Origin of the sequence: Microbacterium sp. LMI1-1-1.1, assembly GCF_040815675.1 — a bacterium.
GTDB lineage: Bacteria > Actinomycetota > Actinomycetes > Actinomycetales > Microbacteriaceae > Microbacterium.
The window spans coordinates 423,638-447,407 of sequence record NZ_JBFPNN010000001.1 but is presented as its reverse complement, the minus strand read 5'-3'; the positions used below and the strand labels follow the sequence as shown (position 1 = coordinate 447,407).

26 protein-coding genes are annotated in these 23,770 nt (G+C 72.6%); 12 read left to right on the top strand and 14 right to left on the bottom strand.

From position 1 onward, the window contains the following. Window positions 1-94 precede the first annotated feature (94 nt). Both MRBLMI1_RS02080 and MRBLMI1_RS02075 read left to right on the top strand, forming a co-directional pair. A complete protein-coding gene (locus MRBLMI1_RS02080) occupies window positions 95-319 on the top strand; it encodes a DUF3107 domain-containing protein (RefSeq protein ID WP_367726485.1) in 225 nt (74 codons plus the stop codon). A 10-nt stretch (window positions 320-329) separates the two neighbouring features. Further along, window positions 330-617, top strand: a complete 288-nt coding sequence (locus MRBLMI1_RS02075) for a hypothetical protein (RefSeq protein ID WP_367726484.1) — start codon at window positions 330-332, stop codon at window positions 615-617. A gap of 21 nt (window positions 618-638) precedes the next feature. On the opposite strand, the gene MRBLMI1_RS02070 is transcribed toward MRBLMI1_RS02075, so the two are convergent. Further along, window positions 639-1,355, bottom strand: a complete 717-nt coding sequence (locus tag MRBLMI1_RS02070) for a ferritin-like fold-containing protein (protein ID WP_367726483.1) — start codon at window positions 1,353-1,355, stop codon at window positions 639-641. 150 nt (window positions 1,356-1,505) lie between these two features. Here MRBLMI1_RS02070 and MRBLMI1_RS02065 point away from each other — a divergent pair, with 150 nt between their 5' ends. After that, window positions 1,506-2,960 carry a DEAD/DEAH box helicase gene (locus tag MRBLMI1_RS02065; protein WP_367726482.1) on the top strand — a complete coding sequence of 485 codons (1,455 nt, stop codon included), beginning with the start codon at window positions 1,506-1,508 and terminating at the stop codon, window positions 2,958-2,960. Window positions 2,961-3,086: 126 nt separating this feature from the next. On the opposite strand, the gene MRBLMI1_RS02060 is transcribed toward MRBLMI1_RS02065, so the two are convergent. Beyond that, window positions 3,087-3,947 carry a PHP domain-containing protein gene (locus tag MRBLMI1_RS02060; protein WP_367726481.1) on the bottom strand — a complete coding sequence of 287 codons (861 nt, stop codon included), beginning with the start codon at window positions 3,945-3,947 and terminating at the stop codon, window positions 3,087-3,089. 82 nt (window positions 3,948-4,029) lie between these two features. Here MRBLMI1_RS02060 and MRBLMI1_RS02055 point away from each other — a divergent pair, with 82 nt between their 5' ends. From MRBLMI1_RS02055 to MRBLMI1_RS02045, 3 genes are read left to right on the top strand one after another with little or no spacing between them, the layout of a single operon-like run. Further along, entirely contained in the window at window positions 4,030-5,061 is a 1,032-nt protein-coding gene (locus MRBLMI1_RS02055) for an endonuclease/exonuclease/phosphatase family protein (RefSeq protein ID WP_367726480.1), read from the top strand. 54 nt (window positions 5,062-5,115) lie between these two features. Next, on the top strand, window positions 5,116-6,528 hold the full coding sequence (locus MRBLMI1_RS02050) for an aminopeptidase P family protein (protein ID WP_367726479.1): 1,413 nt from the start codon (window positions 5,116-5,118) through the stop codon (window positions 6,526-6,528). Continuing rightward, the gene (locus MRBLMI1_RS02045) at window positions 6,525-8,306 is read left to right on the top strand and encodes a gamma-glutamyltransferase family protein (protein WP_367726478.1); all 1,782 of its coding nucleotides are present in this window, start codon (window positions 6,525-6,527) and stop codon (window positions 8,304-8,306) included. Before MRBLMI1_RS02050 ends, MRBLMI1_RS02045 begins: the two co-directional genes overlap by 4 nt. 201 nt (window positions 8,307-8,507) lie before the next feature. On the opposite strand, the gene MRBLMI1_RS02040 is transcribed toward MRBLMI1_RS02045, so the two are convergent. Both MRBLMI1_RS02040 and MRBLMI1_RS02035 read right to left on the bottom strand, forming a co-directional pair. Beyond that, a complete protein-coding gene (locus MRBLMI1_RS02040; protein WP_367726477.1) occupies window positions 8,508-9,173 on the bottom strand; it encodes an alpha/beta family hydrolase in 666 nt (221 codons plus the stop codon). Further along, complete coding sequence (locus tag MRBLMI1_RS02035; RefSeq protein ID WP_367726476.1) at window positions 9,170-9,991, bottom strand: general stress protein; 822 nt, start codon at window positions 9,989-9,991, stop codon at window positions 9,170-9,172. The genes MRBLMI1_RS02040 and MRBLMI1_RS02035 overlap by 4 nt, the downstream gene beginning before the upstream one ends. A gap of 71 nt (window positions 9,992-10,062) precedes the next feature. On the opposite strand from MRBLMI1_RS02035, the gene MRBLMI1_RS02030 reads away from it, so the two are divergent. From MRBLMI1_RS02030 to MRBLMI1_RS02020, 3 genes are read left to right on the top strand one after another with little or no spacing between them, the layout of a single operon-like run. Continuing rightward, complete coding sequence (locus tag MRBLMI1_RS02030) at window positions 10,063-11,373, top strand: magnesium transporter MgtE N-terminal domain-containing protein (RefSeq protein ID WP_367726475.1); 1,311 nt, start codon at window positions 10,063-10,065, stop codon at window positions 11,371-11,373. After that, a complete protein-coding gene (locus tag MRBLMI1_RS02025) occupies window positions 11,373-11,906 on the top strand; it encodes a DUF1003 domain-containing protein (protein WP_367726474.1) in 534 nt (177 codons plus the stop codon). The genes MRBLMI1_RS02030 and MRBLMI1_RS02025 overlap by 1 nt, the downstream gene beginning before the upstream one ends. Further along, window positions 11,903-13,048: an Mrp/NBP35 family ATP-binding protein gene (locus tag MRBLMI1_RS02020; protein WP_367726473.1), complete on the top strand. Its 1,146-nt coding sequence runs from the start codon at window positions 11,903-11,905 to the stop codon at window positions 13,046-13,048. Before MRBLMI1_RS02025 ends, MRBLMI1_RS02020 begins: the two co-directional genes overlap by 4 nt. A gap of 238 nt (window positions 13,049-13,286) precedes the next feature. On the opposite strand, the gene MRBLMI1_RS02015 is transcribed toward MRBLMI1_RS02020, so the two are convergent. After that, entirely contained in the window at window positions 13,287-13,658 is a 372-nt protein-coding gene (locus tag MRBLMI1_RS02015) for a twin-arginine translocase TatA/TatE family subunit (RefSeq protein ID WP_367726472.1), read from the bottom strand. 61 nt (window positions 13,659-13,719) lie between these two features. On the opposite strand from MRBLMI1_RS02015, the gene MRBLMI1_RS02010 reads away from it, so the two are divergent. Beyond that, entirely contained in the window at window positions 13,720-14,352 is a 633-nt protein-coding gene (locus MRBLMI1_RS02010) for an O-methyltransferase (protein ID WP_367726471.1), read from the top strand. A gap of 73 nt (window positions 14,353-14,425) precedes the next feature. Here MRBLMI1_RS02010 and MRBLMI1_RS02005 read toward each other — a convergent pair whose 3' ends face one another. The 3 genes from MRBLMI1_RS02005 to dapE form a co-directional block, all read right to left on the bottom strand. Next, window positions 14,426-14,599: a DUF3117 domain-containing protein gene (locus MRBLMI1_RS02005; protein WP_076490128.1), complete on the bottom strand. Its 174-nt coding sequence runs from the start codon at window positions 14,597-14,599 to the stop codon at window positions 14,426-14,428. 94 nt (window positions 14,600-14,693) lie between these two features. After that, window positions 14,694-15,938 (bottom strand): hypothetical protein, encoded by a 1,245-nt coding sequence (locus MRBLMI1_RS02000; RefSeq protein WP_367726470.1) that lies wholly within the window; start codon window positions 15,936-15,938, stop codon window positions 14,694-14,696. Continuing rightward, complete coding sequence (gene dapE, locus MRBLMI1_RS01995; protein ID WP_367726469.1) at window positions 15,920-16,996, bottom strand: succinyl-diaminopimelate desuccinylase; 1,077 nt, start codon at window positions 16,994-16,996, stop codon at window positions 15,920-15,922. Before dapE ends, MRBLMI1_RS02000 begins: the two co-directional genes overlap by 19 nt. 46 nt (window positions 16,997-17,042) lie before the next feature. Between dapE and dapD the strand changes: the two genes are divergently transcribed. Further along, the gene (gene dapD, locus MRBLMI1_RS01990) at window positions 17,043-17,972 is read left to right on the top strand and encodes a 2,3,4,5-tetrahydropyridine-2,6-dicarboxylate N-succinyltransferase (RefSeq protein ID WP_367726468.1); all 930 of its coding nucleotides are present in this window, start codon (window positions 17,043-17,045) and stop codon (window positions 17,970-17,972) included. Window positions 17,973-18,330: 358 nt separating this feature from the next. Here the strand turns inward: dapD and MRBLMI1_RS01985 are convergent, their stop codons facing one another. From MRBLMI1_RS01985 to MRBLMI1_RS01960, 6 genes are all read right to left on the bottom strand, one after another. Further along, a complete protein-coding gene (locus MRBLMI1_RS01985) occupies window positions 18,331-19,626 on the bottom strand; it encodes a citrate synthase (protein ID WP_367726467.1) in 1,296 nt (431 codons plus the stop codon). 220 nt (window positions 19,627-19,846) lie between these two features. Then, window positions 19,847-20,950: a succinyldiaminopimelate transaminase gene (gene dapC, locus MRBLMI1_RS01980; RefSeq protein WP_367726466.1), complete on the bottom strand. Its 1,104-nt coding sequence runs from the start codon at window positions 20,948-20,950 to the stop codon at window positions 19,847-19,849. Window positions 20,951-20,954: 4 nt separating this feature from the next. Next, complete coding sequence (gene fdxA, locus MRBLMI1_RS01975) at window positions 20,955-21,275, bottom strand: ferredoxin (RefSeq protein WP_367726465.1); 321 nt, start codon at window positions 21,273-21,275, stop codon at window positions 20,955-20,957. 279 nt (window positions 21,276-21,554) lie between these two features. Next, entirely contained in the window at window positions 21,555-21,953 is a 399-nt protein-coding gene (locus MRBLMI1_RS01970; RefSeq protein WP_367726464.1) for a histidinol dehydrogenase, read from the bottom strand. Window positions 21,954-21,972: 19 nt separating this feature from the next. Beyond that, window positions 21,973-22,287, bottom strand: a complete 315-nt coding sequence (locus MRBLMI1_RS01965) for an AzlD domain-containing protein (protein ID WP_367726463.1) — start codon at window positions 22,285-22,287, stop codon at window positions 21,973-21,975. After that, the gene (locus MRBLMI1_RS01960; protein ID WP_367726462.1) at window positions 22,284-23,012 is read right to left on the bottom strand and encodes an AzlC family ABC transporter permease; all 729 of its coding nucleotides are present in this window, start codon (window positions 23,010-23,012) and stop codon (window positions 22,284-22,286) included. The genes MRBLMI1_RS01965 and MRBLMI1_RS01960 overlap by 4 nt, the downstream gene beginning before the upstream one ends. A gap of 65 nt (window positions 23,013-23,077) precedes the next feature. Here MRBLMI1_RS01960 and MRBLMI1_RS01955 point away from each other — a divergent pair, with 65 nt between their 5' ends. Beyond that, window positions 23,078-23,629 (top strand): helix-turn-helix domain-containing protein, encoded by a 552-nt coding sequence (locus MRBLMI1_RS01955; RefSeq protein WP_367726461.1) that lies wholly within the window; start codon window positions 23,078-23,080, stop codon window positions 23,627-23,629. Window positions 23,630-23,770 lie beyond the last annotated feature (141 nt).

Here is a 23,770-nt window from a genome sequence, read left to right as displayed (position 1 = left end):
GCGGGCGACCCGCGGCGGCTCCGTGTCGGCGCCCTGCCGTAGAGTCGACAGCACGCGCCGGGCGATCGGTCCCCGGGCGGGAAGGACGTGCATCGTGGAGATTCGCATCGGCATCACCAACACCGGACGCGAACTGAACTTCGAGACCAGCGAGTCCTCGGAGGCCGTGAAGTCGACGGTCGCCTCCGCTCTCGACAGCTCCGCGAGCCACCTGACCTTCACCGACGTCAAGGGCAACTCCTACATCGTCCCGACCGCGAACCTCGCGTTCATCGAGGTCGGCACCGAGGAGTCCCGCCGGGTCGGCTTCGTCGCCTGACGGCTCCGCCGTGCAGATCCTCCTCGGTCTCCTCCTCGGCGCGGTCGTCGGCCTCGCGGCGCACTTCGCGCTGCCCCACCGGTCGACGCGGGGCGTCGCCCTCGCCCCGCTCGCCGGAGCCGCCGCCTCCGCCATCGTGTGGTCGGTGCTGACGTGGGCCGGACTGGGCATCGACTCCCCCGTGCTGTGGATCGTCGCGATCCTCGCGCCGGCGGCGACCGTCCTCGTGCTCATCCCTCTGCTCAGCCGTCGGCGGATCGCCTCCGACGCGTCCGAGCGAGCGCGCCTCGGCGTCTGACCCGCAGGGGCAGGAGGGGCGTCAGGCCGCGAGGCCCATGGCATCCATCCGCCGGGCGTGAGCGCCCATCAGCTCCGTGAACACGGGCTCGACGACCTTCTCCTCGTCGCGGTCCAGGCGCGTCGGGCGCAGCGCCGCGCGCGCCACGAGCAGCGTGTCGCCGACGAGGCGACGGCCCCACAGGGCCAGCAGCCAGCGCCACTCCTCGTCGGCGGCGATGGCCGCGCCGAGGATCTCCACGATCGCCGAGCGGTCGTCGTCCGCCGTGAGGATGCGGGCCACGCGGCGTCCGGTCTCGCCGTAGCTGGAGGACAGCGCGAGGTAGAAGTCGTCGAGCATGCCCGCGGTGATGTGGACCGACAGCATGGTCTCCTGCGGTCGCACCCCGTGGGTGTTGCGCCGGAACGCGTCGAGCGACTCGCGGAACGGCAGCATGAGCTGCGTCGGGTCCGCCCCGCGGTCGCGGATGAGGGCTACGAGCTCCTGGTGCTTGATCAGCGCGGCCCCTGCGGCGCGCGAGAGGGACTCCTTCTCGGCGAGCTCGGGCGTCGAGGCGATCAGCTCGCTCAGCGTCTCGAAGAACCCGAGCTGCAGATACGCGGCCTGACCGAGGAACGTCTCGATGTCCGGGGCGAGCTCCGCGAAGTCGACGCGCATCGCCTCGCCGAGGTCGCCGCGCGAGCGGAGCTGCAGCGTCCGGCCCACCGGGCGGCGACGACGACGGATCCACTCGAACACGCTGTACAGCCTAGGCGTCGGGGCCCGCCGAAACGCGCCGGGTAGAGTGGACACGCCCCGGCGCTGGATCGGGGCCCCGCGCCTGTGGACGAGTGGAGGGCGTGGATCCGACTCCCCAGGCGGTCTCTCACCGCCGGAACAGGCACGCTCATGACGACTTTCTCCGAGCTCGGCGTCGACCAGGACATCGTCGACGCCCTCGCATCCAAGGGCATCGTCGATGCCTTCCCGATCCAGGAGCAGACCATCCCCCTCGGTCTGCCCGGCCAGGACATCATCGGCCAGGCCAAGACCGGAACCGGCAAGACCTTCGGCTTCGGCATCCCCGTGGTCCAGCGTCTCGGACCGAACCCCGAGCCCGGCGTCAAGGCGCTCATCGTGGTGCCGACGCGCGAGCTCGCCGTCCAGGTCTACGAGGACATGGACATGCTGACCCAGAACCGCGCGACCAGCGTCGTCGCGATCTACGGCGGCAAGGCGTACGAGGGCCAGATCGATCAGCTCAAGGCCGGCGCGCAGATCGTCGTCGGCACCCCGGGTCGTCTTATCGACCTCAACAACCAGCGCCTGCTCGACCTGTCGGGTGCGGTCGAGGTCGTCCTGGACGAGGCCGACAAGATGCTCGACCTCGGCTTCCTCGCCGACATCGAGAAGATCTTCTCGAAGGTGCCGCCGATCCGTCACACGCAGCTGTTCTCGGCGACCATGCCCGGGCCGATCGTCGCCCTGGCGCGCCGCTTCATGTCGAACCCCATCCACATGCGTGCGAGCGACCCCGACGAGGGCCTCACGCAGGCGAACATCAACCACCTCGTCTACCGCGCGCACTCGCTCGACAAGGACGAGGTCATCGCCCGCATCCTGCAGGCCGAGGGCCGGGGCAAGACCGTCATCTTCACGCGCACCAAGCGCGCGGCGCAGAAGCTCGTCGACGAGCTCGGCGATCGCGGGTTCAACGCCGCGGCGGTGCACGGCGACATGAGCCAGGAGTCGCGCGAGCGCTCCATGGCCTCGTTCAAGGCGGGCAAGAGGGACGTGCTGATCGCGACCGACGTCGCCGCCCGCGGCATCGACGTGAACGACGTCACGCACGTCATCAACCACACGATCCCCGACGACGAGAAGACGTACCTGCACCGCGCCGGCCGCACCGGCCGCGCCGGCAAGACCGGTATCGCCGTGACGTTCGTCGACTGGGACGACCTGCACAAGTGGGCCCTCATCAATCGCGCGCTCGAGTTCGGTCAGCCCGAGCCCGTCGAGACCTACTCCTCGAGCCCCCACCTCTACAGCGACCTCAACATCCCCGAGGGGACCAAGGGCCGCCTCGTCACCGCCCCGAAGGCGGCGGCGCCCAAGCCCGAGAAGAAGAACGAGACTCCGGATGCCGAGGGCTCCCGCGGTCCGCGCCGTCGCCGCCGCGGCGGGTCCTCCTCGGCCGAGGGCGGCGCCCCCGCCGGCGACGCCGCGCCGCGCGAAGAGGGCGGCGCCGGGACGCACGACGGCGCCGGCAAGGAGCACCACGACGGCAACGCGGCTCCGCGCCGCCGCCGCCGTCGTCGTGGCAGCGGCAGCTCGGGCACGCCGACGGCCCCCGTCGCCTGACCCGCCTCGCACCGAGAAGGCGCCGATCCCCCGCGGGGTCGGCGCCTTCCGCGTCGGTGGGGCCGGTGGCATCCATTCCGTGGAGAGCACGGGGAACGCCGCCACGCCCGGGGACCCGTGCCCGGGTTACGGGAAGACCGGGGACGACCCACGACCGGCGGCGATGATCCGCGTCACCATGTCGTCGTCCGTCGTGTTCTCGCCCGGGACGTTCGGCTTGCCGAGACCGTGGTAATCGCTCGATCCGGTGACGATGAGGTCGTGCGACCGCGCGAGGGCGGCCAGCTGCGCGGTCGGCTCCGGAAGGTTCTCGCGATGCCGCAGCTCGAACCCCTTCAGACCTGCGGCGAGCATCGACGCGGTCACCCCGTCCGGCAGCAGCGCCCGACCGGCCGGGTGCGCGACGATCGGCACGCCGCCGGCCCCGACGACCAGCTCGACGGCCGTGACCGGGTCCGGGGCGTACAGGGCGACGTAGTAGTCGTTGGCGGGGTGCAGGATGCCGGCGAAGGCCTCGGTCCGGTCCGCGACGATGCCGCGGGCGACGAGCGCGTCGGCGATGTGCGGCCGCCCGACCGTGGCGCCGTCGGTCGTCTGGGCGGCGATGTCGTCCCAGGCGATGTCGTAGTCCTGCGCGATGCGGTCCGCCATGATCCGGGCGCGGTCGAGACGCGAGGAGCGGATGCGGTCCGTCATCGCCCGCAGCCCGGCGTCGTCCGGATCGACGAGATAGGCCAGCAGATGGACGCTGCGCCAGCGGTGCCGCGCCGAGAGCTCCATGCCCGGGAGGAACGTCATCCCGAGCGACGTCGCCGCCTCGGCGGCCTCCGCCCATCCCGAGGTCGTGTCGTGGTCGGTCAGCGCCGCGGTGCGGAGACCGTGCCGGTGCGCGGCGGCCATGACCTGTGCCGGCGGCTCGGTGCCGTCGGAGTGGGTGGAGTGGAGGTGGAGGTCGCTGGGCCCCTCGAATCGGCGTTGTCGCTCCACCCGTCGAGCGTAGCGCCCGCACTCGGCGTCCGTGCCGCCCGCTTCCGCCGATCTCCCAGGCGCCTCGCCTAGGGTCGGGTGCGTGCGTCGGCTTGTCGGAACCCTGCTCGCGCTGGCGTTCGCCGCCGGCGCCGCGGTGCTCACGTGGCCGTCGCTGGTCGGCCTCGAGCGTACGTTCCCGTTCGCGCAGCTCATCTCGTTCCGGGCTCCGCTGGCCGCCGGGCTCGCCGCGGGCGCGGTGCTGTTCCTGCTGCTGTCCCTGGCCCGGCCGATCCGCGCGCTCGCCTTCACTCTGGCCCTCGTCCTCGGCGCGGCCGCGGGCGTCAACGGCGTCCTGCTCGTCCAGCGCGGACTCGGCACCGAGGCCTTCCCACCCAAGACCGACACCAGCCTGCGCGTCATGACCTGGAACACCGCGGGCGAGGCGACCTCGGCCGAGTCCATCGCGCAGTTCGCGGTCGGCATGCAGGCCGACGTGGTGACCCTCCCCGAGACGACGATCGACACCGGCGAGCAGGTCGCCGTCCTCATGCGCGAGATGGGCCAGCCGATGTGGGCGCATCACGCCGAGTACGGCGAGTACGGGATCACCGGATGGGATGCCACCTCGACGACGGTCCTCATCCGCCCCGAGCTCGGCGACTACTCGGTGATCGAGTCCTCGCTCGACGGGTCGAGCAACACGTCGACGGTGCCGAGCGCGGTCGCCATGCCGATCTCGGGCGACGGGCCCATCATCGTCGCCGCCCATGCGGTCGCCCCGCGCCAGGAGTACATGACGCAGTGGCGCAGCGACCTGCAGTGGCTCGCCGACCAGTGCGCGAGCGACAACGTCATCCTCGCCGGCGACTTCAACGCCACGCTCGACCACATGACGGGCCTCGGCGTGGACGGCGGGACGCTCGGCCGCTGCTTCGACACCGCCGCGGAGAGCGGGAACGGCGCGGTCGGCACCTGGCCGACGGACATCCCGGCCCTCCTCGGCGCGCCCATCGACCACGTGATGGCCACGCCCGACTGGACGGTGTCGGCGTCGGTGGTCATGCGCACCCTCGACGGCTCGGGCAGCGACCACCGTCCGATCGTGGTGCAGCTCGAGCGCACGGCGGGCTGACGACCGCCACGCCGCCCCGCGCACCTCCGACCCCGGCGGTGCGAGGATAGGGAGATGGACTCCACCGGCGACACGATCGCGACGGCCGAGCAGAAGGCCGCCGAGACGACCACCAACCGCAAGGCCCCGTTCCCCCGCGGCTTCCTCGACACCATCTCGACCGGGTGGGCGGAGCGGCCCGAGAGCACGCCGCCCGCACGCGAGCAGGCACCGTGGGCCGCCCGCCGCCGCGCGGCACTGTCGGCCCAGTTCCCGGGCGACCGCCTCGTGGTCCCCGCCGGCGGCCTGAAGCAGCGCAGCAACGACACCGACTACCCGTTCCGCGCGCACTCCGCGTTCGCCCACCTCACCGGCTGGGCCGCCGACGCCGAGCCGGACTCGGTGCTCGTCCTCGAACCGCGCGAGGACGGCCACGAAGCGGTCCTCTACTTCCGCGAGCGCGCCGACCGCACCACCGCCGAGTTCTACTCCGACGCCGCCATCGGCGAGTTCTGGATCGGCCCGCGTCCATCCCTCGCGGGCGTCGCCGCCGACCTCGGTCTCGCCACGGCCCACGTCGACGACTTCGCCACGACCGAGGGCGACCGCGTGGTCGGCCTCGACGCCGACCTCACCCGCGTCGTGTCGGAGCTGCGTCTGGTCAAGGACGAGTTCGAGCTCGCGCAGATGGCCCTGGCCGTCGAGGTCACCGCCCGCGGGTTCGACGACATCGTCGCCGAGCTCCCCCGCATCGTCGAGCACCCCCGGGGCGAGCGGGTCGTCGAGGGCGTCTTCCACCTCCGCGCCCGCGCCGACGGCAACGCCGTCGGGTACGACACGATCGCGGCGTCCGGCCCCCACGCGTGCTACCTGCACTGGACCCGCAACGACGGCGCCGTCGTGCCGGGCGACCTCATCCTCGTCGACGCCGGTGTCGAGGTCGACAGCCTCTACACCGCCGACATCACGCGCACTCTGCCCGTCTCGGGACGCTTCACGGAGGTGCAGCGCCGGGTGTACGAGACCGTGCGCGAGGCCGCCGACGCGGCGTTCGCCGCTGCTCGGCCCGGGGTGCCGTTCCGCCGGCTGCACGAGGCCGCGATGGAGGTCATCGCCGCCCGCGTCGCGGAGTGGGGCCTGCTGCCCGTCACCGCCGACGAGGCGCTCGACGCCGAGCACGGCGGTCAGCACCGCCGGTACATGGTCCACGGGACGAGCCACCACCTCGGCATCGACGTCCACGACTGCGCCCAGGCGCGCCGCGACATGTACTACGACGGCCTACTGGAGCCCGGCATGGTCTTCACCATCGAGCCGGGTCTGTACTTCCAGATCGACGACCTCACCGTCCCGGAGGAGTACCGCGGCATCGGCGTGCGCATCGAGGACGACATCGTGATGACCGCCGACGGTCCCGTCAACCTCTCGGCCGACATCCCCCGGACCGCCGACGAGGTCGAGGAGTGGATCGCCCGGTCCGCCCGATGACCTTCACCGCACCGGCGTCGTTCACCACCCGCCCGACGCTGCGCGGCACCTTCGGGATGTCCGCGTCGACCCACTGGACGGCGACGGCGACCGCGCAGGCCGTGCTCGAACGCGGCGGCAACGCCTTCGACGCTGCGACCGCCGCGGCTTTCGTGCTGCACGTCGTCGAACCGCACCTGAACGGGCCGGGCGGCGACCTCGTCGCGATCCTGCGACCCGCCGGAGCCGCGGAGCCGGTGGTCCTGATGGGCCAGGGACCGGCGCCCGCGGCCGCGAGCATCGAGGCGTTCCGCGCGCAGGGCTTGGACCTCGTCCCCGGCTCGGGCGGTCTCGCCGCGGCCGTCCCCGGCGCCGTCGACGCGTGGCTGCTCCTGCTGCGCGACCACGGCACGTGGGAGCTCGCCGACGCGCTCGCCTTCGCCGTCGGGTACGCCCGCGACGGCCACCCGCTCGTGGCGGGCGCCGCGGCCACGATCGCCCGCGTCGCGGACCTCTTCCGGGACCACTGGCCGTCGTCGGCGGAGCGATGGATGCCGGACGGCGCACCGCCGCAACCGGACGACCTCGTCCGCAACCCGGCGTACGCCGACGTCCTCGAGGCGCTCGTCGCCGCGGGGGCCGGCGCGCCCGACCGGCGTTCCCGGATCGACGCCGCACGCCGCGCGTGGATGACGGAGATCCTGCCGGTGGCGGCGGACTTCGTCGCACAGCCGCACACCCACTCCGACGGGGCCGCGCGTCGCGGCATCCTGGATCGCGACGACCTCGCGGCGTTCGAAGCAGGGTACGAGCCGGTCGTGTCGGCGCAGTTCCGCGGCTGGACGGTGCACAAGCCCGGCGTGTGGACGCAGGGCCCGGCCCTCCTCCACACGCTGCGCATGATCGATCCGCTCGACGACGCCGACCTGGACCCGTCGACCGCGGCCGGGGGGCACACGCTGCTCGAGGCGCAGAAGCTCGCCTACGCCGACCGGGACGCGTGGTTCGGCGACACCGACGACGCCGTGTCCGCCGAGGCGTTCCTCGACGACGCGTACATCGACCGGCGCCGCTCCCTCCTGACGGCGGATGCCTCGGCCGAGCTGCGTCCGGGAAGCCCCGACGGCCGCGAGCCGCTCCTTCCGCCGCTCCGCACCGAGGCCCGCGCCTCGATGGGGTCGACGGGAGAGCCGACCGTGTCGCGGACCGGGGCGACCCGGGGCGACACCTGTCACCTCGACGTCATCGACCGGTGGGGCAACGTCGTCTCGGCGACCCCCTCCGGCGGATGGCTGCAGTCGTCGCCGACCGTGCCGGAGCTCGGCTTCTGCCTGGGCACGCGGATGCAGATGACGTGGCTGATGCCGGGCCATGCGGCATCCCTCGTCCCCGGTCGGCGCCCGCGCACCACGCTGACGCCGACCCTGGTCACGCGGGGCGATGCGGTCACCGCCCTCGGCTCGCCCGGCGGCGACCAGCAGGACCAGTGGCAGCTGCCCGCGCTCGTGCGCATGATCGTCGGCGGCTACTCCGCCCAGCAGGCCATCGACGCCCCGACGCTGCACACGACGGCCCTGGCCGACTCCTTCTGGCCGCGGACGTGGACGCCGGCCGGCGCGGTCGTGGAGAACCGGCTCGGCGAGGACGTCATCGCCGAGCTCGAGCGACGGGGACACCGCGTGACGCGGGCCGGCGGCTGGGCGCTCGGGCGGGTCAGCGCCGTCGGACGCGACGAGGCCGGGCTGCTGTTCGCCGCCGCAAACCCGCGGGGCATGCAGGGCTACGCCGCCGGGCGCTGACGCACCCACGTCCCCCGCTGACTTGTCGCAGATGTACGCGAGCAATGCCCTCGCACGTACATCTGCGCCAACTCACGGCCACGAGGTCCGCCGCCGATCAGCCCCCCACCCGGGCGCTGACTTGTCGCGGATGTACACCAGCAACGCCCTCGCACGTACATCTGCGCCACGTCACGGCCGCGAGGTCGGCCGACGATGGGGTCAGGCGAGGGAGCGCACGAACTGCGCGACGACGGGGGCGAGGCCGGCGCCGATCTCGTCGGCGGGACGCCGGGCGCCCTTCACCTCGAAGGAGTGATTCGCGCCCGCCACCCAGTGGATGCGCGCGTCCCGGCAGGCGGCGACCGCGTCGAGCAGCTGCGCGTGCGGGTCGACGAAGGGGTCGTTCTCCCCCTCGACGAACAGCTGCGGCGGCACGACGTCGGGCAGATGCTCCGTGCGCGGCTTCTCGGGCTTGCCGGGCGTGTGGAGCGGGTAGCCGAGGTAGACCAGTCCCGCCGGCGACAGCACCCCCGCGGCCGCGGCCATCGACGCCATCCGTCCCCCGTACGACTTGCCCGCCGCGATGAACGGGCCGGGCGCGGCGGAGAGCCAGGACTGCACGCCCGCCCACGTCGCGACCGCGGGGGCGACCGGACCGGGCATCCGGCGGCCGGCCTCGACGTACGGGAAGACGAAGCGCAGCACCGCGATCCCGTCCGCCGCGAGGGCGTCGGCGAGACCCTCGAGGAACGGGTGCGTCATCCCGGCGCCCGCTCCGTGCGCGAGGGCGACGGTCGCGATCGCGTCGGCCGGCGCGTCCCACAGGCCGGACACCTCGCCGGGGCCGGTCGCCAGGTCGACGGGGATCCGGACCTCGGCGGTCACCGGGAGGCGCGGGGGTCGTCGTCCGGGTGGGACGGGGAGGGGGCGGCATCCGGAGTCGACTCGCCCGGACCCGGGTGCCGGTCGTGGTCGTCGCCCGCGGGGCCGGGGGTGGGCCCGACGATCCCGTCGTGGGGGTCGGACTGCTCGCCCTCCACCGGCGCGTCGGGCGTCGGCGGGACGATCCGCTCGCCGTACCGGGGCGGCTCGTCGAGAGCGGGAGGAGCGGCGGGACCGGACGCCGGCGCCTCGGGGCGCGATGCCCCACCGGTGCCGGGGGCGACGCGCTCCCCGTAGCGCGGGCGCTCGTCATCGACGGGCGCCGGTGGCCGGGCGACCACCGTGCGGGCGGCGCCGGTGCCCAGGACGCCGCGGGCCTTGGCGAGGTTGGCGGGCGACACGCACACGTCGTAGTGGTCCGCGGCGACCTGCATCACCGATGCGAAGTCGCGCCGACGTCGCACGATCGAGTACGTGCCGAGGCTCAGCAGCATGCCCAGGGCCATGCCGACCAGCAGGACGCCGACGAACGCGGAGATCTGCACCGTCGGCATCCCGAGCACGAAGATGAACGCGAAGAGGAGGCCGAGCATGAGGCCGTTCAGCGCACCCGAACGGGCAGCGCGCGCGTAGCCGAGACGCCCCGTGACCTTCTCGATCGAGCGCAGGCCCGAGCCGACGATCGAGATGTCCCGTGCGGGGACCTCGCCGGCGATGAGCGACGAGACGGCCTTCTGCGCCGCCTCGTACGTGGGGAACGAGGCCACCTTCTCGCCGACCTCGTCGCGCCCGGTCGCGGGCGTTCCGCCGAACATGCTCATTTCCCCATGATGTCACGCGCCCCGCCGCGCCCGGCCGCGTCGCGTCCAGGCGGGACGACTACGCTGGACCGGTGAGCACGCAAAGGGTTTTCGTCGCCCGCTTGGCGGGCTGTACCGTCTTCGATCCCGCCGGCGACCGCCTCGGCCGGGTGCGCGACGTCGTGGTCATCTACCGCTCCGCGGCGGCGCCGCGCGTGGTCGGCCTGGTCGTCGAGATCCCCGGACGCCGACACGTGTTCGTCTCCATCGGGCGCGTCACCTCGATCCAGCCCGGCCAGGTCATCACGACCGGTCTCATCAACGTGCGGCGGTTCCAGCAGCGCGGCGGCGAGGTGCGCGTCATGGCGGAGATGCTCGGGCGCCGGGTGCAGCTGGTCGACGGGTCCGGCTCCGCCGTGATCGAGGACGTGGCCATCGAGCGCAACCGGCTCGGCGAATGGGACGTGGGACAGCTGTTCCTGCGCCGACCCCGCACGAGCGCCTCCCCCTTCGCGAAGGGCGCCACAACGTTCGCGGCGTGGAAGGAGGTGCGCGAGCAGCAGGCCCCCGGAGAGGCGCAGTCCGCGGAGCAGCTCGTCGCCACCTACTCCGAGCTCAAGCCCGCCGACCTCGCCAACACGCTGCTCGACCTGCCCGACGAGCGCCTCATCGAGGTCGCCGAGGAGCTCAGCGACGACCGTCTCGCCGACGCGCTCGAAGAGATGCCCGAGGACGAGCAGGTCCACATCCTCGAGCAGCTCACCGACGAGCGGGCGGCGGACATCCTGGATGCCATGGAGCCCGACGACGCGGCCGACCTCCTGGGCCAGCTGCCCGAGACGCGCCTCGAGCAGCTCCTGGAGCTGATGGAGCCGGAGGAGGCGGACGACGTCCGCGCCCTGCTGAAGTACGGCCCCGACACCGCCGGCGGACTCATGACGCCCGAGCCCATCGTGCTCTCGGCCGACGCCACCGTCGCGGAGGCCCTGGCCCTCATCCGCCGGCACGAGCTGCACCCGGCCCTCGCGGCATCCGTGTTCATCACCCTCCCGCCGTACGAGACGCCCACGGGGCGCCTGCTCGGGACGGTGCACTTCCAGCGCATGCTGCGCTACCCGCCGCACGAGCGCCTCGGCGCGATCATCGACGACACGCTGGAGCCGGTGCCCGCCGACGCGACGGCCGCCGAGGTCGCGCGCCTGCTGGCCAGCTACAACCTCGTGTCGCTGCCGGTCATCGACCAGGCGCACCGCCTCGTCGGCTGCGTGAGCGTCGACGACGTGCTCGACTACCTGCTGCCCGACGACTGGCGCACGCACGACAGCGACGATCCGAAACCCAAGACGTCGACCCGCGCCCTGCACACCGCGAGCATCCCGACCCAGACCCCGAGGAGGCGCTGATGGCCCGAGCAAACCGCCGAACCGGACTCGACGCGCCGCGCGGTCGCACCGGCGTCCTCGCGCCGCGGCAGCCGCAGCCCTCGCGCGACCGCTTCGGGCGCTTCACGGAATGGGTCGCCCGCGCCATGGGGACCCCGCTGTTCCTGCTGATGCTGACGCTCTTCTGCGTGCTGTGGATGACGTGGAACTCGGTCATGCCCGAGGAGCTGCGCTTCGACTCCGCCGCGATCGGCTTCACGGCGCTGACGCTCGTGCTCTCCCTGCAGGCGTCGTACGCCGCCCCGCTCATCCTGCTCGCGCAGAACCGGCAGGACGACCGCGACCGTGTGCAGATCGAGCAGGACCGTCAGCGCGCCGAGCGCAATCTCGCCGACACCGAGTACCTCGCCCGCGAGATCGTCGCGCTGCGCATGGCGATCCGGGACCTGACCGACGAGGTCATCACGAAGGACACGCTGCGCACCGAGCTGAAGGCGGCGCTGGAGCGGCTCGACGAGCACGACGCCCTCCAGAACGGCGCGACCACGCCGTGACGACCGAGCTGACCGACCGCGTCCGCTCCGCCGTCGGGGCGGTCACCGACCCCGAGCTGCGGCGCCCGCTGAGCGAGCTCGACATGCTCCGCGAGATCACGGTGCACGCGGGAGTCGCCGACGTCGGCATCGCCCTGACGATCGTCGGCTGTCCCGCGGCCGACCGCATCGAGAGGGAGGTCCGGGATGCCGCGGCCGCCGTGCCCGGGATCGACGCGGTGCAGGTGCGGGTCGGTGTCATGTCGCCGGACGAGCGACGCGCGCTGACCGAGCGTCTGCGCGGCGGACGCGCCGCGCGGGAGATGCCCTTCGGCCCGGACTCGCTGACCCGCGTCATCGCGGTCACCAGCGGCAAGGGCGGCGTCGGCAAGTCGACGCTCACCGCGAACCTCGCCGTGGCGCTGGCGGGTCGCGGCCTGCGTGTCGGCCTCGTCGACGCCGACGTGCACGGGTTCTCCATCCCCGGGCTCCTCGGCCTCGTGGACGCCGACGGGCTGCCGCCCGCTCCGACCCGGCTGGACGACCTCATCCTCCCGCCCGTCGCCTACGGCGTGAAGGTCATCTCGATCGGGATGTTCCTCCGCCGTCCGGGCGAGGATGCCGCCGGGGCGGTCGCGTGGCGCGGCCCCATGCTGCACCGCACCGTCCAGCAGTTCCTCACCGACGTGCACTTCGGCGATCTCGACGTCCTGCTGCTCGACATGCCCCCGGGGACCGGCGACGTGGCGATCTCGGTGGGGCAGCTGCTCCCCCACGCCGACGTGCTCGTCGTCACGACCCCTCAGCCCGCCGCCGCCGACGTGGCCGTCCGGTCGGGACTGGTCGCACGTCAGACGGGTCAGCACCTCATCGGGGTCATCGAGAACATGGCCGCGATGACGCTCCCCGACGGCACCAGCCTGGACCTCTTCGGGGCCGGCGGCGGCGCGGAGGTGGCCGCGGCGCTGTCGACGGACGCGGACGTGCCCCTGCTGGCATCCGTCCCCCTCAGCTCCGCCCTGCGGACCGGCGGCGACGACGGGCGCCCCGTGGTCGTGTCGCACCCGGACGATCCCGCCGCGCAGGCCATCGACGCGGCCGCCGCCGCTCTCGCCGCGCGCCCGCGCGGACTCGCCGGTCGCGCGCTGCGTCTCAGCGTCTGACGAACCTCGCCGTACCGAGGACAGGCACCGCGGCGAGGACATGCCGTTCCCGACGGGATCCGCCTGTCCCGGGCGCCCCGCCTGTGCGCGCCGACATTCTCCGGTCTGCGCCGCACCGTACCGAGGACAGGCACCGCGGCGAGGACATGCCGTTCCCGCCGGGATCCGCCTGTCCCGGGCGCCCCGCCTGCGCCTGTCACGGCACCAAACGACGCCAGGCGCGGAGGGATGCCGCGGGTCAGGTCGCTTCGTCGTCGAACGGCGGCGCCTCACCGGGCGCGAAGGTCGGCTTCTCCGGTGTCGTCCGCGCCGCCAGGGCGGCGGCACCCGCGGCCCGCATGGTCGCCGTCGGCGTGTCGTCGAGCAGCGCCTCCCGGATGATGCGTCGCGGGTCGTACTGCCGCGGGTCGAGCTTGCGCCAGTCGACGTCGTCGAACTCCGGGCCCATCTCATCGCGCACCCGCGATCGCGCACCCTGCAGCGTCTCTTTGGCCCGCTTGGTGAACTTGGCCAGCGCCTCGGCGTACCGGGGCAGACGCTCGGGGCCGATGAGGAGGGCAGCGATCACACCGATCAGCAGCAGCTTCTCGATGGTGATCCCGAAGAACATGTGTTCAGGTTACCCGTCGCGCCTCGGCGTCCGGCGTCTCCCGGCCGTCTAACCTGAGCGAGTGAGCGGTTACGAGGCGAACGAGCGGTTCGTGCAGGAGTCGACGGTCGAGCCGGAGCACATCGCCCGCGCGCGTGCGCACGCCCTCGAGCTGGGAGCGGCGCCGATCAGCCCGGCCATCGGCGCGCAGACCGCGGTGTTCGCGGCGGCCTCCCGCGCGCAGAACATCGTCGAGGTCGGGACCGGCGGGGGCGTCTCGGGTCTGTGGCTGCTGCACGGCGCCCCGCGCGCGACGCTCACCACGATCGACAGCGAGCCCGAGCACCTCGGTGCGGCTCGTCAGGCGTTCGCCGACGCCCGCGTCCCCGCGGCCCGCGCGCGGTTCATCACGGGTCGGGCCGCCAACGTGCTCCCGCGCATGAACGAGGCCTCGTACGACATCGTCTTCATCGACGCGGACCCCGAGGGCGTCATCGAGTACGTGGAGCACGGCCTGCGCCTCGTCCGCGCCGGCGGCACGGTGCTGGTCCCCCGGGTGCTGGCCGGCGGGGCCGTCGCCGACCCGGTCCGCCGTGACGCCGTGACCACCGCGTACCGCTCGCTCATTCAGGAGGTCCAGGCCTCCCCCGCCGTCTTCGGCGCCCTCTCGATCACCGGTGAGGGTCTCCTGCAGCTGACGACGGTCGCGGACTGACGCCGGCGGCATCCCTCGGACACGAAGAAGGCCGGCCCCCGCGGGGACCGGCCTTCATCGTCATCCGGGGATGTCAGGCTGCGCCGACGACACCACCGAGCACGTCGTAAAGCTCCTTGGCCTCGGCGTCGTTCACCGAGACGACGAGTCGCCCGCCGCCCTCGAGCGGTACACGCACGATGATCAGCCGGCCCTCCTTCACAGCCTCCATCGGCCCGTCTCCGGTTCTCGGCTTCATGGCTGCCATCGCGGCCCCCTTTTCGTGATTGGTCTTCTAGGAGTTTACCGGTAGCGCGCGGGGCGCGTCGTGACGCGCCACGCACGGGGCGGGCGGCATCCGGTCAGGGGATCTGCCAGTACGTGTTCGCGATGGCGTACATGTTGTAGATCCAGACCCATTGACCGAGCAGGGCGAGACCCAGCACCCCCAGACGCCACCACAGCGACCGCGGCACGGCGAACGCGCCCCACAGCGGCGAGACGGGCACGAGCAGCCGGAAGACGCTCGACTGCGGGAAGAACACCAGCAGCAGGTAGACGAGGTAGCTCGCGGACCACAGGCGCACCTCGATCCCGAGGCGACGGACCGCCGGCAGCATCAGGGCCAGCGTCACCCCGACGACCAGCACGACGAGGAAGACATAGCCCGTCACCGCCCCGAGCCCCCAGCGCTCGAACCAGAAGGCCGCCGCCTGCACCCAGCCTTCGACGGGCGCGAAGTGCATCGACGAGTCGCCCAAGAAGTTCCGGCGCCACGCGAGCTCCGTCGCGAGGTAGGCGCCCGGGTCGCCGGTCACCGCCGCGGCGATGGCCTGCCACGCGAAGCCCACGATGACGGCCAGCGCACCCAGCGCCACGATGTGCACGATCTCGCGGACGGGCAGCGGATCGCGTCGGCGGATCCAGAGACGATGGATGCCGTAGAGCCCGAGGAACAGCGCGAAGGCGAGGATGCCCGGGCGGGTGAAACCCATCACCGGGACGAGCAGGTACAGCCACGCCCAGCGCCGGCGCTGCACGCACAGGAGCGCGAGGAAGAGCAGGAACAGGAAGAGGGACTCGGCGTAGCCCACCTGGAACAGCGCCGCCAGCGGCCCGCACGAGAAGAACACCACCGCCCACAGGGCCGCGGAGCCGCCGATGCGGTCGCGCAGCAGGGCGTGGAGGGCGACGCAGGCACCGAAGCCGGAGAGCAGCGAGACGACGACGGCGCCCGCTCCCCACGTCCCCAGGACGGCGCCGAAGGCCGCCGAGACGTAGGCGTAGACCGGCATGAACGCCCAGGCGTTCTCGGCGACGTGTCCGCCGGCCGCCAGGGGCAGCTCGCTCGGATAGCCGCTGACCGCGGCGAGCCAGTACCACTGCGCGTCCCAGCCCAGGGCGAGGTCGCCGAGCGACGGGTCGACGCCGTAACGCGAGGCGGGGCCGGAGACCCCCGCCGCGGCGAGGAGGAGGCCCGTGGTGATGAGGCGCGCGACGACGTAGACGATCGCGATCCGGGCGAGGACCGGCAGCCGGCCCCACGCGGCGGTCAGGCCCGTCGCGTCCTTCCCGGTCGCGGTGTCGGTCACGATCCGCTGAGCCACGCCCGCAGACCTGCCTCGACGGCGTCGATCTGCGCCACGGGGACGCGCTCCTCGTCATGATGGGCGAGATGCGGGTCTCCCGGACCGTAGTTGACCGCGGGGATGCCCATGGCTGAGAACCGGGCGACGTCCGTCCAGCCGTACTTGGGGCGCGGGGTGGCGCCCACGGCCGCGACGAAGTCCTGCGCGAGCGGAGCGTCCAGCCCCGGCCGCGCTCCCTCGGCCACGTCGACGATCTCGACGTCGAACCCCGTGAAGACGTCGCGGACGACGCGTTCTGCGGCGGCCGCGTCCCGGCTGGGCGCGAAGCGGTAGTTGACCTCCACCTCGCACGCATCGGGGATGACGTTGCCGGCGACGCCGCCGCTGATGCTCACGGCGTTCAGACCCTCGCGGTAGAGCAGTCCCTCGACCTCGATCTCCCGCGCACGGTACTCCGCGAGGCGGGCGAGGATCGGCGCGGCCTTGTGAATGGCGTTCTCGCCGATCCATGAGCGGGCGCTGTGCGCGCGGACGCCGTCGGTTCGCACGATCGCGCGCAGCGTGCCGTTGCAGCCGCCCTCGACCTGGCCGTCGCTCGGCTCGCCCAGGATGGCGAAGTCCCCTGCGAACAGGTCCGGACGGTTGCGGGACAGCCGACCCAGGCCGTTGAGGGCGGAGTCGACCTCCTCGTGGTCGTACCACATCCACGTCACGTCGACCGAGGGGTCGGAGAGCTCCGCGGCGAGCTTGAGCTGAACGGCGACCCCCGCCTTCATGTCGACGGTCCCGCGGCCCCAGAGGAAGCCCTCGCCGTCCTGCTCCATGTCGCGGACGGGCAGGTTGCGGTTGATGGGGACGGTGTCGATGTGCCCGGCGATCACGACGCGGCGGTCGCGCCCGAGAGCGGTGCGCGCGACGATCGTGTCGCCGTCGCGGACCACCTCGAGGTGGTCGTAGGCGCGGACGGCGTCCTCGATGGCATCCGCCAGGGTCGTCTCGTCGTCCGAGACGCTCGGGATGTCGCAGATCGCCCGCGTCAGGGCAACCGAGGAGGAGGTCAGATCGAGCACGGGCATGTCCGGCAGTCTAGCCGCGCGGTCCCGACCTCCTAGGCTGGAAGGCATGACTGACGAGCGTTACGCGTGGGGTTTCGGACTCGCGACGGTGGCCGCTGACGGCACCGTCCTGGACACGTGGTACCCGGAACCGACGGCGGGACGGATGCCGCTCGGCACGACCCCCGCGAACGCCCCGGCGCCCCTCGAGCAGCTGGCGGTGCCGGATGCCCGGCGGGACGTCGCCGTCGAGGTCGTGGCGGTCGAGATCGACCTGGATGCCGCCCCCGTCTCCACCTCGGACGCCTATCTGCGTCTGCACGCCCTGTCGCACCGCCTGGTCGCCCCCAACGAGGTGAACCTCGACGGCGTCTTCGGACACCTGCCGAACGTCGCGTGGACGACCGCCGGTCCCGTGCACCCCGAGGCGCTGACCCGCCTCCGCCCGTTCCTCCAGCGCGACGGCATCCAGGTCCAGGGTCTCGACAAGTTCCCCCGCCTGCTCGACTACGTCACGCCCGCGGGCGTGCGCATCGCCGACGCCTCCCGCGTGCGCCTGGGCGCGCACCTCTCCCCCGGCACGACCGTCATGCACGAGGGGTTCGTGAACTTCAACGCGGGGACCCTCGGCGCGTCGATGATCGAGGGGCGCGTGTCGCAGGGCGTCGTCATCGGCGACGGCACCGACATCGGCGGCGGCGCCTCGATCATGGGCACGCTCTCCGGCGGCGGGACGCATCGCGTCTCGATCGGGGCGCGCACCCTTCTCGGTGCGAACGCGGGCATCGGCATCTCGCTCGGCGACGACTGCGTCGTCGAGGCGGGCCTCTACGTCACCGCGGGCACGAAGGTGCGCGTGGGCGACGAGACGGTGAAGGCCGCGGAGCTGTCGGGCCGCGACGGCATCCTGTTCCGCCGCAACTCGCTCACCGGCGCCGTCGAGGCGTCCGCCCGCGCCGGCGTCGGCGTGACCCTGAACGAGGCGCTGCACGCCTGACCCCCACCGTCGATAAACGCTCTCTGCACCGAGAAACGCCGGCATCCGGCGTTCCTCAGTGCAGGGGGCGTTTTCCATCGTTCCGCGGCGTCGCCCGCCGGCATCCCTCCCGTCCCGCCCGGCGCCCATGTCCCACTATGTGCAGCATCGGCCCGCCACACCTGCACAAAGTGGGACACGGCGACAGCACCCCGGCGCCCATGTCCCACTATGTGCAGCATCGGCCCGCCACACCTGCACAAAGTGGGACACGCCCACGGCGCCCCCCACCTGCCCAAAGTGGGACCAGCCTGAGCGCCGCCCCCACAGCACAGCGCCCCGCCCCTCGCACGGAGGGACGGGGCGCCGGTGGCGGGCGTCAGACGCCGGGGTAGTCGCGCTGCGCGGCGCCCGTGTAGAGCTGCTGCGGGCGGCCGATCTTCGTCTGCGGGTCGGAGATCGCCTCCCGCCACTGCGCGAGCCATCCCGGCAGGCGCCCGATGGCGAACAGCACCGTGAACATGCGCGTCGGGAAGCCCATCGCCTTGTAGATCACGCCGGTGTAGAAGTCGACGTTCGGGTAGAGGCGACGCTCCTTGAAGTAGTCGTCCTCCAGGGCGATCTGCTCCAGCTCCTTGGCGAGGTCGAGCAGCGGGTCGCTGACGCCGAGGGCCTCGAGGACCTCGTCCGCCGCGCCCTTGACGAGCTTGGCGCGGGGGTCGTAGTTCTTGTAGACGCGGTGTCCGAAGCCCATGAGCTTGACGCCGGCCTCCTTGTTTTTCACCCGCTCGACGAAGCGCTCGACGCTCTCACCGGAGTCGCGGATGCGTCCCAGCATCTGCAGCACAGCCTCGTTCGCCCCGCCGTGCAGCGGACCGGACAGAGCCTGGATGCCGGCGGAGATCGACGCGAACTGGTTCGCTCCGGTCGAGCCGACGAGGCGCACGGTCGACGTCGACGCGTTCTGCTCGTGGTCCTCGTGGAGCATGAGAAGCAGGTCCAGCGCCTTCGTCATGACGGGGTTGGCCTCGAAGGGCTCGCTGTGCACGCCGAAGTTGAGCTTCAGGAAGTTGTCGACGAATCCGAGCGAGTTGTCGGGGTAGAGGAACGCCTGCCCGATGCTCTTCTTGTGCGCGTACGCCGCGATCACGGGGAGCTTCGCGAGCATGCGCACCGTGTTCAGCTCGACGTGCTCGGGGTTGTGCGGGTCCGACTCGTTCTCGTAGTAGGTCGACAGGGCCGCGGTCGCCGCCGACAGCACCGACATGGGGTGCGCGGTCGGGGGCAGCGCCGAGAAGAAGCGCTTGAGGTCCTCGTGCAGCAGCGTGTGACGGCGGATGCGCTCGTCGAAGGACGCCAGCTCGTCGGCCGTGGGCAGCTCGCCGTAGATGAGCAGCCACGCCACCTCGAGGTACGTGCTGTTCTTGGCCAGCTGCTCGATCGGATACCCGCGGTACCGCAGGATGCCCTGATCGCCGTCGATGTAGGTGATGTCCGACTTCGTCGACGCCGTGTTCACGAAGCCGTAGTCGAGCGTGGTGTGCCCGGTCTGCTTCGTCAGCGACGCGATGTCGATGCTCGGGATGCCGTCGGTACCTCGCAGGACCGGGAATTCGGCGGTGGTTCCCCCCACCGAGAGGGTGGCCTTGTCCTGCTGCGTGCCCGCGTCGCTCACCGCGCCTCCTTGCGATTTCTGGTCGCCCGTGTGTTCGAGCGCGGGGGCGGAGGCACCCGCGATCTCCTCGGCCGGTGAACCCCACGGGTATGGAATCCGGGCCGGCACGCCCTCGGAGGATGGCCCGAGCGCAATGCCTTTACAGCCTAGTAGGCACGTCGGCCTACCGATGACACCGCCAAAGCTGGCTCCCATCGAATGGAGGGAACCTCCTGCGACGTCAGGGGGTCAGGCGCTCCGCGGCCGCGGCGATGCGCTCGTCCGTCGCCGTCAGCGAGAAGCGCACGTGCTGCGGGAAGTGCGAGCCGTAGAAGTGCCCGGGCCCGGCCAGGATGCCGAGATCGGCCAGGCGCTCCATGCTGTCCCACGCGTCGCGCCCCTCGGTGGCCCACAGGTAGAGGCCGCCTTCGCTGTGGTCGATGCGGAACCCGGCGGCCTCGACCGCGGGCTTCAGGAGCGAGCGGCGCTGCGCGTAGCGCGCGCGCTGCTCCTCGACGTGCGCGTCGTCGCCGAGAGCGACGGTCATGGCCCGCTGGACCGGGGCGGGCGGGATGAGACCGAGATGCTTGCGCCCGGTCAGCAGACGCTCGACCAGCGTCGGGTCGCCGGCGAGGAACGCGGCCCGGTAGCCGGCGAGGTTCGACTGCTTGCTCAGCGAGTACACCGACAGCACGCCCGTGAGGTCGTCGCCGACGACCTGCGGGTCCAGCACGCTCGGCACCCGAGCGGCATCCCACGGCGCGTCCCAGCCCAGCTCGGCGTAGCACTCGTCGGAGGCGAGGACCGCGCCCAGCTCCCGGGCACGCGCGACGGCGGCCGCCAGCTCGACGGCCGAGAGCACGCGCCCGTCCGGGTTGCCCGGAGAGTTGATCCACACCAGGCGCGTATGCGCTGGCCAGGAGGACGGGTCATCGGATGCCACCGGCTCGGCGCCGACGAGACGGGCACCGACCTCGTAGGTGGGGTAGGCCGCCCGCGGGTGCACGACGGCGTCGCCGGTGCCGAGTCCCAGCAGGAGCGGCAGGAGCGCGACGAGCTCCTTCGAGCCGACCGTGGGGAGGACGTGGGCGGCGGTCAGGCCGGGGACGCCCCGACGGCGCGCGTACCAGTCCGCGACGGCCTCGCGGAGGGCGGGGGTGCCCGCCGTCTGCGGGTAGGCGTGGGCGTCGGAGGCATCACGGAGAGCCTCGGCCACCACCTCGGGCGTGGGGTCGACCGGCGAGCCGATCGAGAGGTCGATGATCCCGGCGGGGTGTCGGCGCGCACGCTCGGCGTACGGGGCGACGGCGTCCCAGGGGTAGTCGGCGAGGTCGGCGACGCCCACGGGCTCAGTGCGCCTGCGGGGGAAGCGCCGAGACGACCGGGTGGTCCTTCGCGATCACGCCGACCTTGGCGGCACCACCGGGCGAGCCGATGTCGTCGAAGAACTCGACGTTGGCCTTGTAGTAGTCCGCCCACTCCTCGGGGAGGTCGTCCTCGTAGTAGATCGCCTCGACGGGGCAGACCGGCTCGCACGCACCGCAGTCGACGCATTCGTCCGGGTGGATGTAGAGCGAGCGCTCGCCCTCGTAGATGCAGTCGACGGGGCACTCGTCGATGCAGGCGCGGTCCTTGACATCGACGCACGGGAGGGCGATCACGTAAGTCACCCGTCCAGTCTAGACGCGCGGGCCCGCCGGCCTCCGCGGACGCCCCGTGACCTATGATCCCCGCCCCCGCACCCCGCCTTCTCAGCGCTGAGCACTACGGGGCGGGCAGCCAGCGCTCAGTTGGCGCGAATGCACGCCGCCGGCGCCCTCGTGCGTACATCTGCGCCAACTCAGCGCAGGGGACACCAGCCGGCGCTCAGTTGGCGCGAATGCACGTCGCCGGCGCCCTCGCGCGTACATCTGCGCCACCTCAGCGCAGGGGATCGAGACGACGGCCCGTCAGCGCTCGGGCGGCGCAGGCGCGGCGCGCAGGTGCGACAGGTCGGGCCACGCGGCGACCAGCGCGACCAGCACCGGACCGATGATCGTCCAGGCCACGGCGATCCATTCGGTGTCGGGCGTGGCAGCGGCGACGATAGCGGACCCGCCGGGTCCGACCTGCGAGAAGACGAACGTCGCCGCGACGACGCCGATGCCGCCGGCCAGCGCGTTCACGCGGTCGCGGGTCAAGGTCCGCAGGGCGATCAGCAGGGCGGCGGTGCCGACGGTCGCGAGCAGCAGCCCGAGGGGGAAGAACCCGATGCGGTAGGCGTGCCCGACGGTCGCCGCGACCCCGTAGAAGAGGCCGATCACGGCGGCCATCAGCCAACCGAGGACGCGTGACAACCCGAAACCCACCGGGTCAGTCTAGGCCGACTCAGGCTGCCCATCCCCAGAGTCGGAGGAGTGCGGCGGTGACCGCCGCCGCCGCGACGACGAGGAGGAACGGCGCCCGCGCCCACAGCAGCACCGCGGCCACGGCGACCGCCGGCAGACGCGCGTCCACGACCACGGCCGCCCCCACGGCCAGCGTCTGCACGACGACGAGCGCCGACAGCAGCGCGACCGTCAGCAGATCCGCGATCCGCGCGGGTCGCGGCGCCTCGAGCACGCGCGCGGGAACGAGGTACCCGACGGCCTTGAGCGCGACACAGAGAATGGATGCCAGGAGCACGGCGGTCCACAGGGTCATGGCATCCCCTTCTCCTCCGCCGTCCCGACCGGGGCGACGGTAGGGCGGCGGGGATCGAACAGCCCGACGGCCACGGCGACCGCCGCGGCGGCGATGACCGGGATGCCGGGCATCAGCACGGGGGTCAGGGCGGCGGCGACGATCGCGGCCCCCGTGGCGACGGCCAGCGGCTGACGGCCGCGCAGTCGAGGCCAGAGCAATGCGAGGAAGGCGGCGGCCGCCGCCGCGTCGAGACCGTACGCCCGGGGATCGCCGAGCACGTCGCCGAGGAGTGCCCCCGCGAAGGTCGAGAGGTTCCACCCGACCCAGATGCCGATGCCGGTCACCCAGAATCCGACCCGGCGCGCACGCGGCGCGTCCTGCGCGAGCGCCACGGCCACGGACTCGTCGATGGTGAACTGCGTCGCCGCCGCCCGCCGCCACGGCCCGCCCTCGAGGAGAGGCGCCATCCGCATCGCGTAAGCGGCGTTCCGGACGCCGAGCAGAGTCGCCGAGGCGATGGCCGCCGGGGCGGCGGCGACTCCCCCGGCGGCGATCACGCCGACGAAAGCGAACTGCGATCCGCCGGTGAACATGAGCAGGCTGAGCACGCAGGTCTGCCAGATGTCGAGACCGGATGCCACCGACAGCGCCCCGAACGAGATGCCGTACGCGCTGGTGGCCAGAGCCACTGCGAGCCCCTGTCGGGTCGCAGCCCCCTCGGCTGTTCGGGAGAACGAACGCATGCGCATCATGGTGAACGATTGAGCGTCGTTCGTCAAGTCGAACGATCGACGGGCATAATGAACGCATGACGGACCTCGGCGACCGCATCGCCTCGACCCTGCGTCGCGAGCGCGAGCGGCGCGACCTGAGCGTGTCCGAGCTCGCACGCCGCGCCGGCGTGGCGAAGGCCACCGTGTCGCAGCTCGAGAACGGCGGCGGCAATCCGAGCGTCGAGACGCTGTGGGCGCTCGCCACCGCTCTGCAGATCCCCTTCGCCGACTTCGTCGACGAGGGCGTCCACTCCCCCACCCTGATCCGCGCGGGCGAGGCGTCGACGGCGGTCGCGTCCTCGGCATCCGACTACATCGCGGTCCTCCTGTCGGCCAGCCCACCGCACGCACGCCGCGACATCTACCTGCTCTCCGCCGAGCCCGGCACGCCCCGCCGGTCCGACGCGCACCCCCGAGGGACCATCGAGCACCTCGTCATGGTCTCGGGTCGGGGTCTGGCCGGTCCCGCCGACGATCCGTTCGAGCTGTCCCCCGGCGACTACCTCTCGTATGCCGGCGACGTCCCGCACGTCTTCGAGGCGCTCACCCCCGGGATGAGCGCGGTCTGCGTGGTCGAGTCCCGCTGACGGCCACCGGCGGGGCCGCGCCCGGTCGCGTCACGCGACGATGCGCCCGGTCGCGTCACGCGACGATGCGCCCGGTCGCGTCACGCGACAATGCGCCCGGTCGCGTCACGTGACGATGCGCCCGGTCACGTCACGCGACGA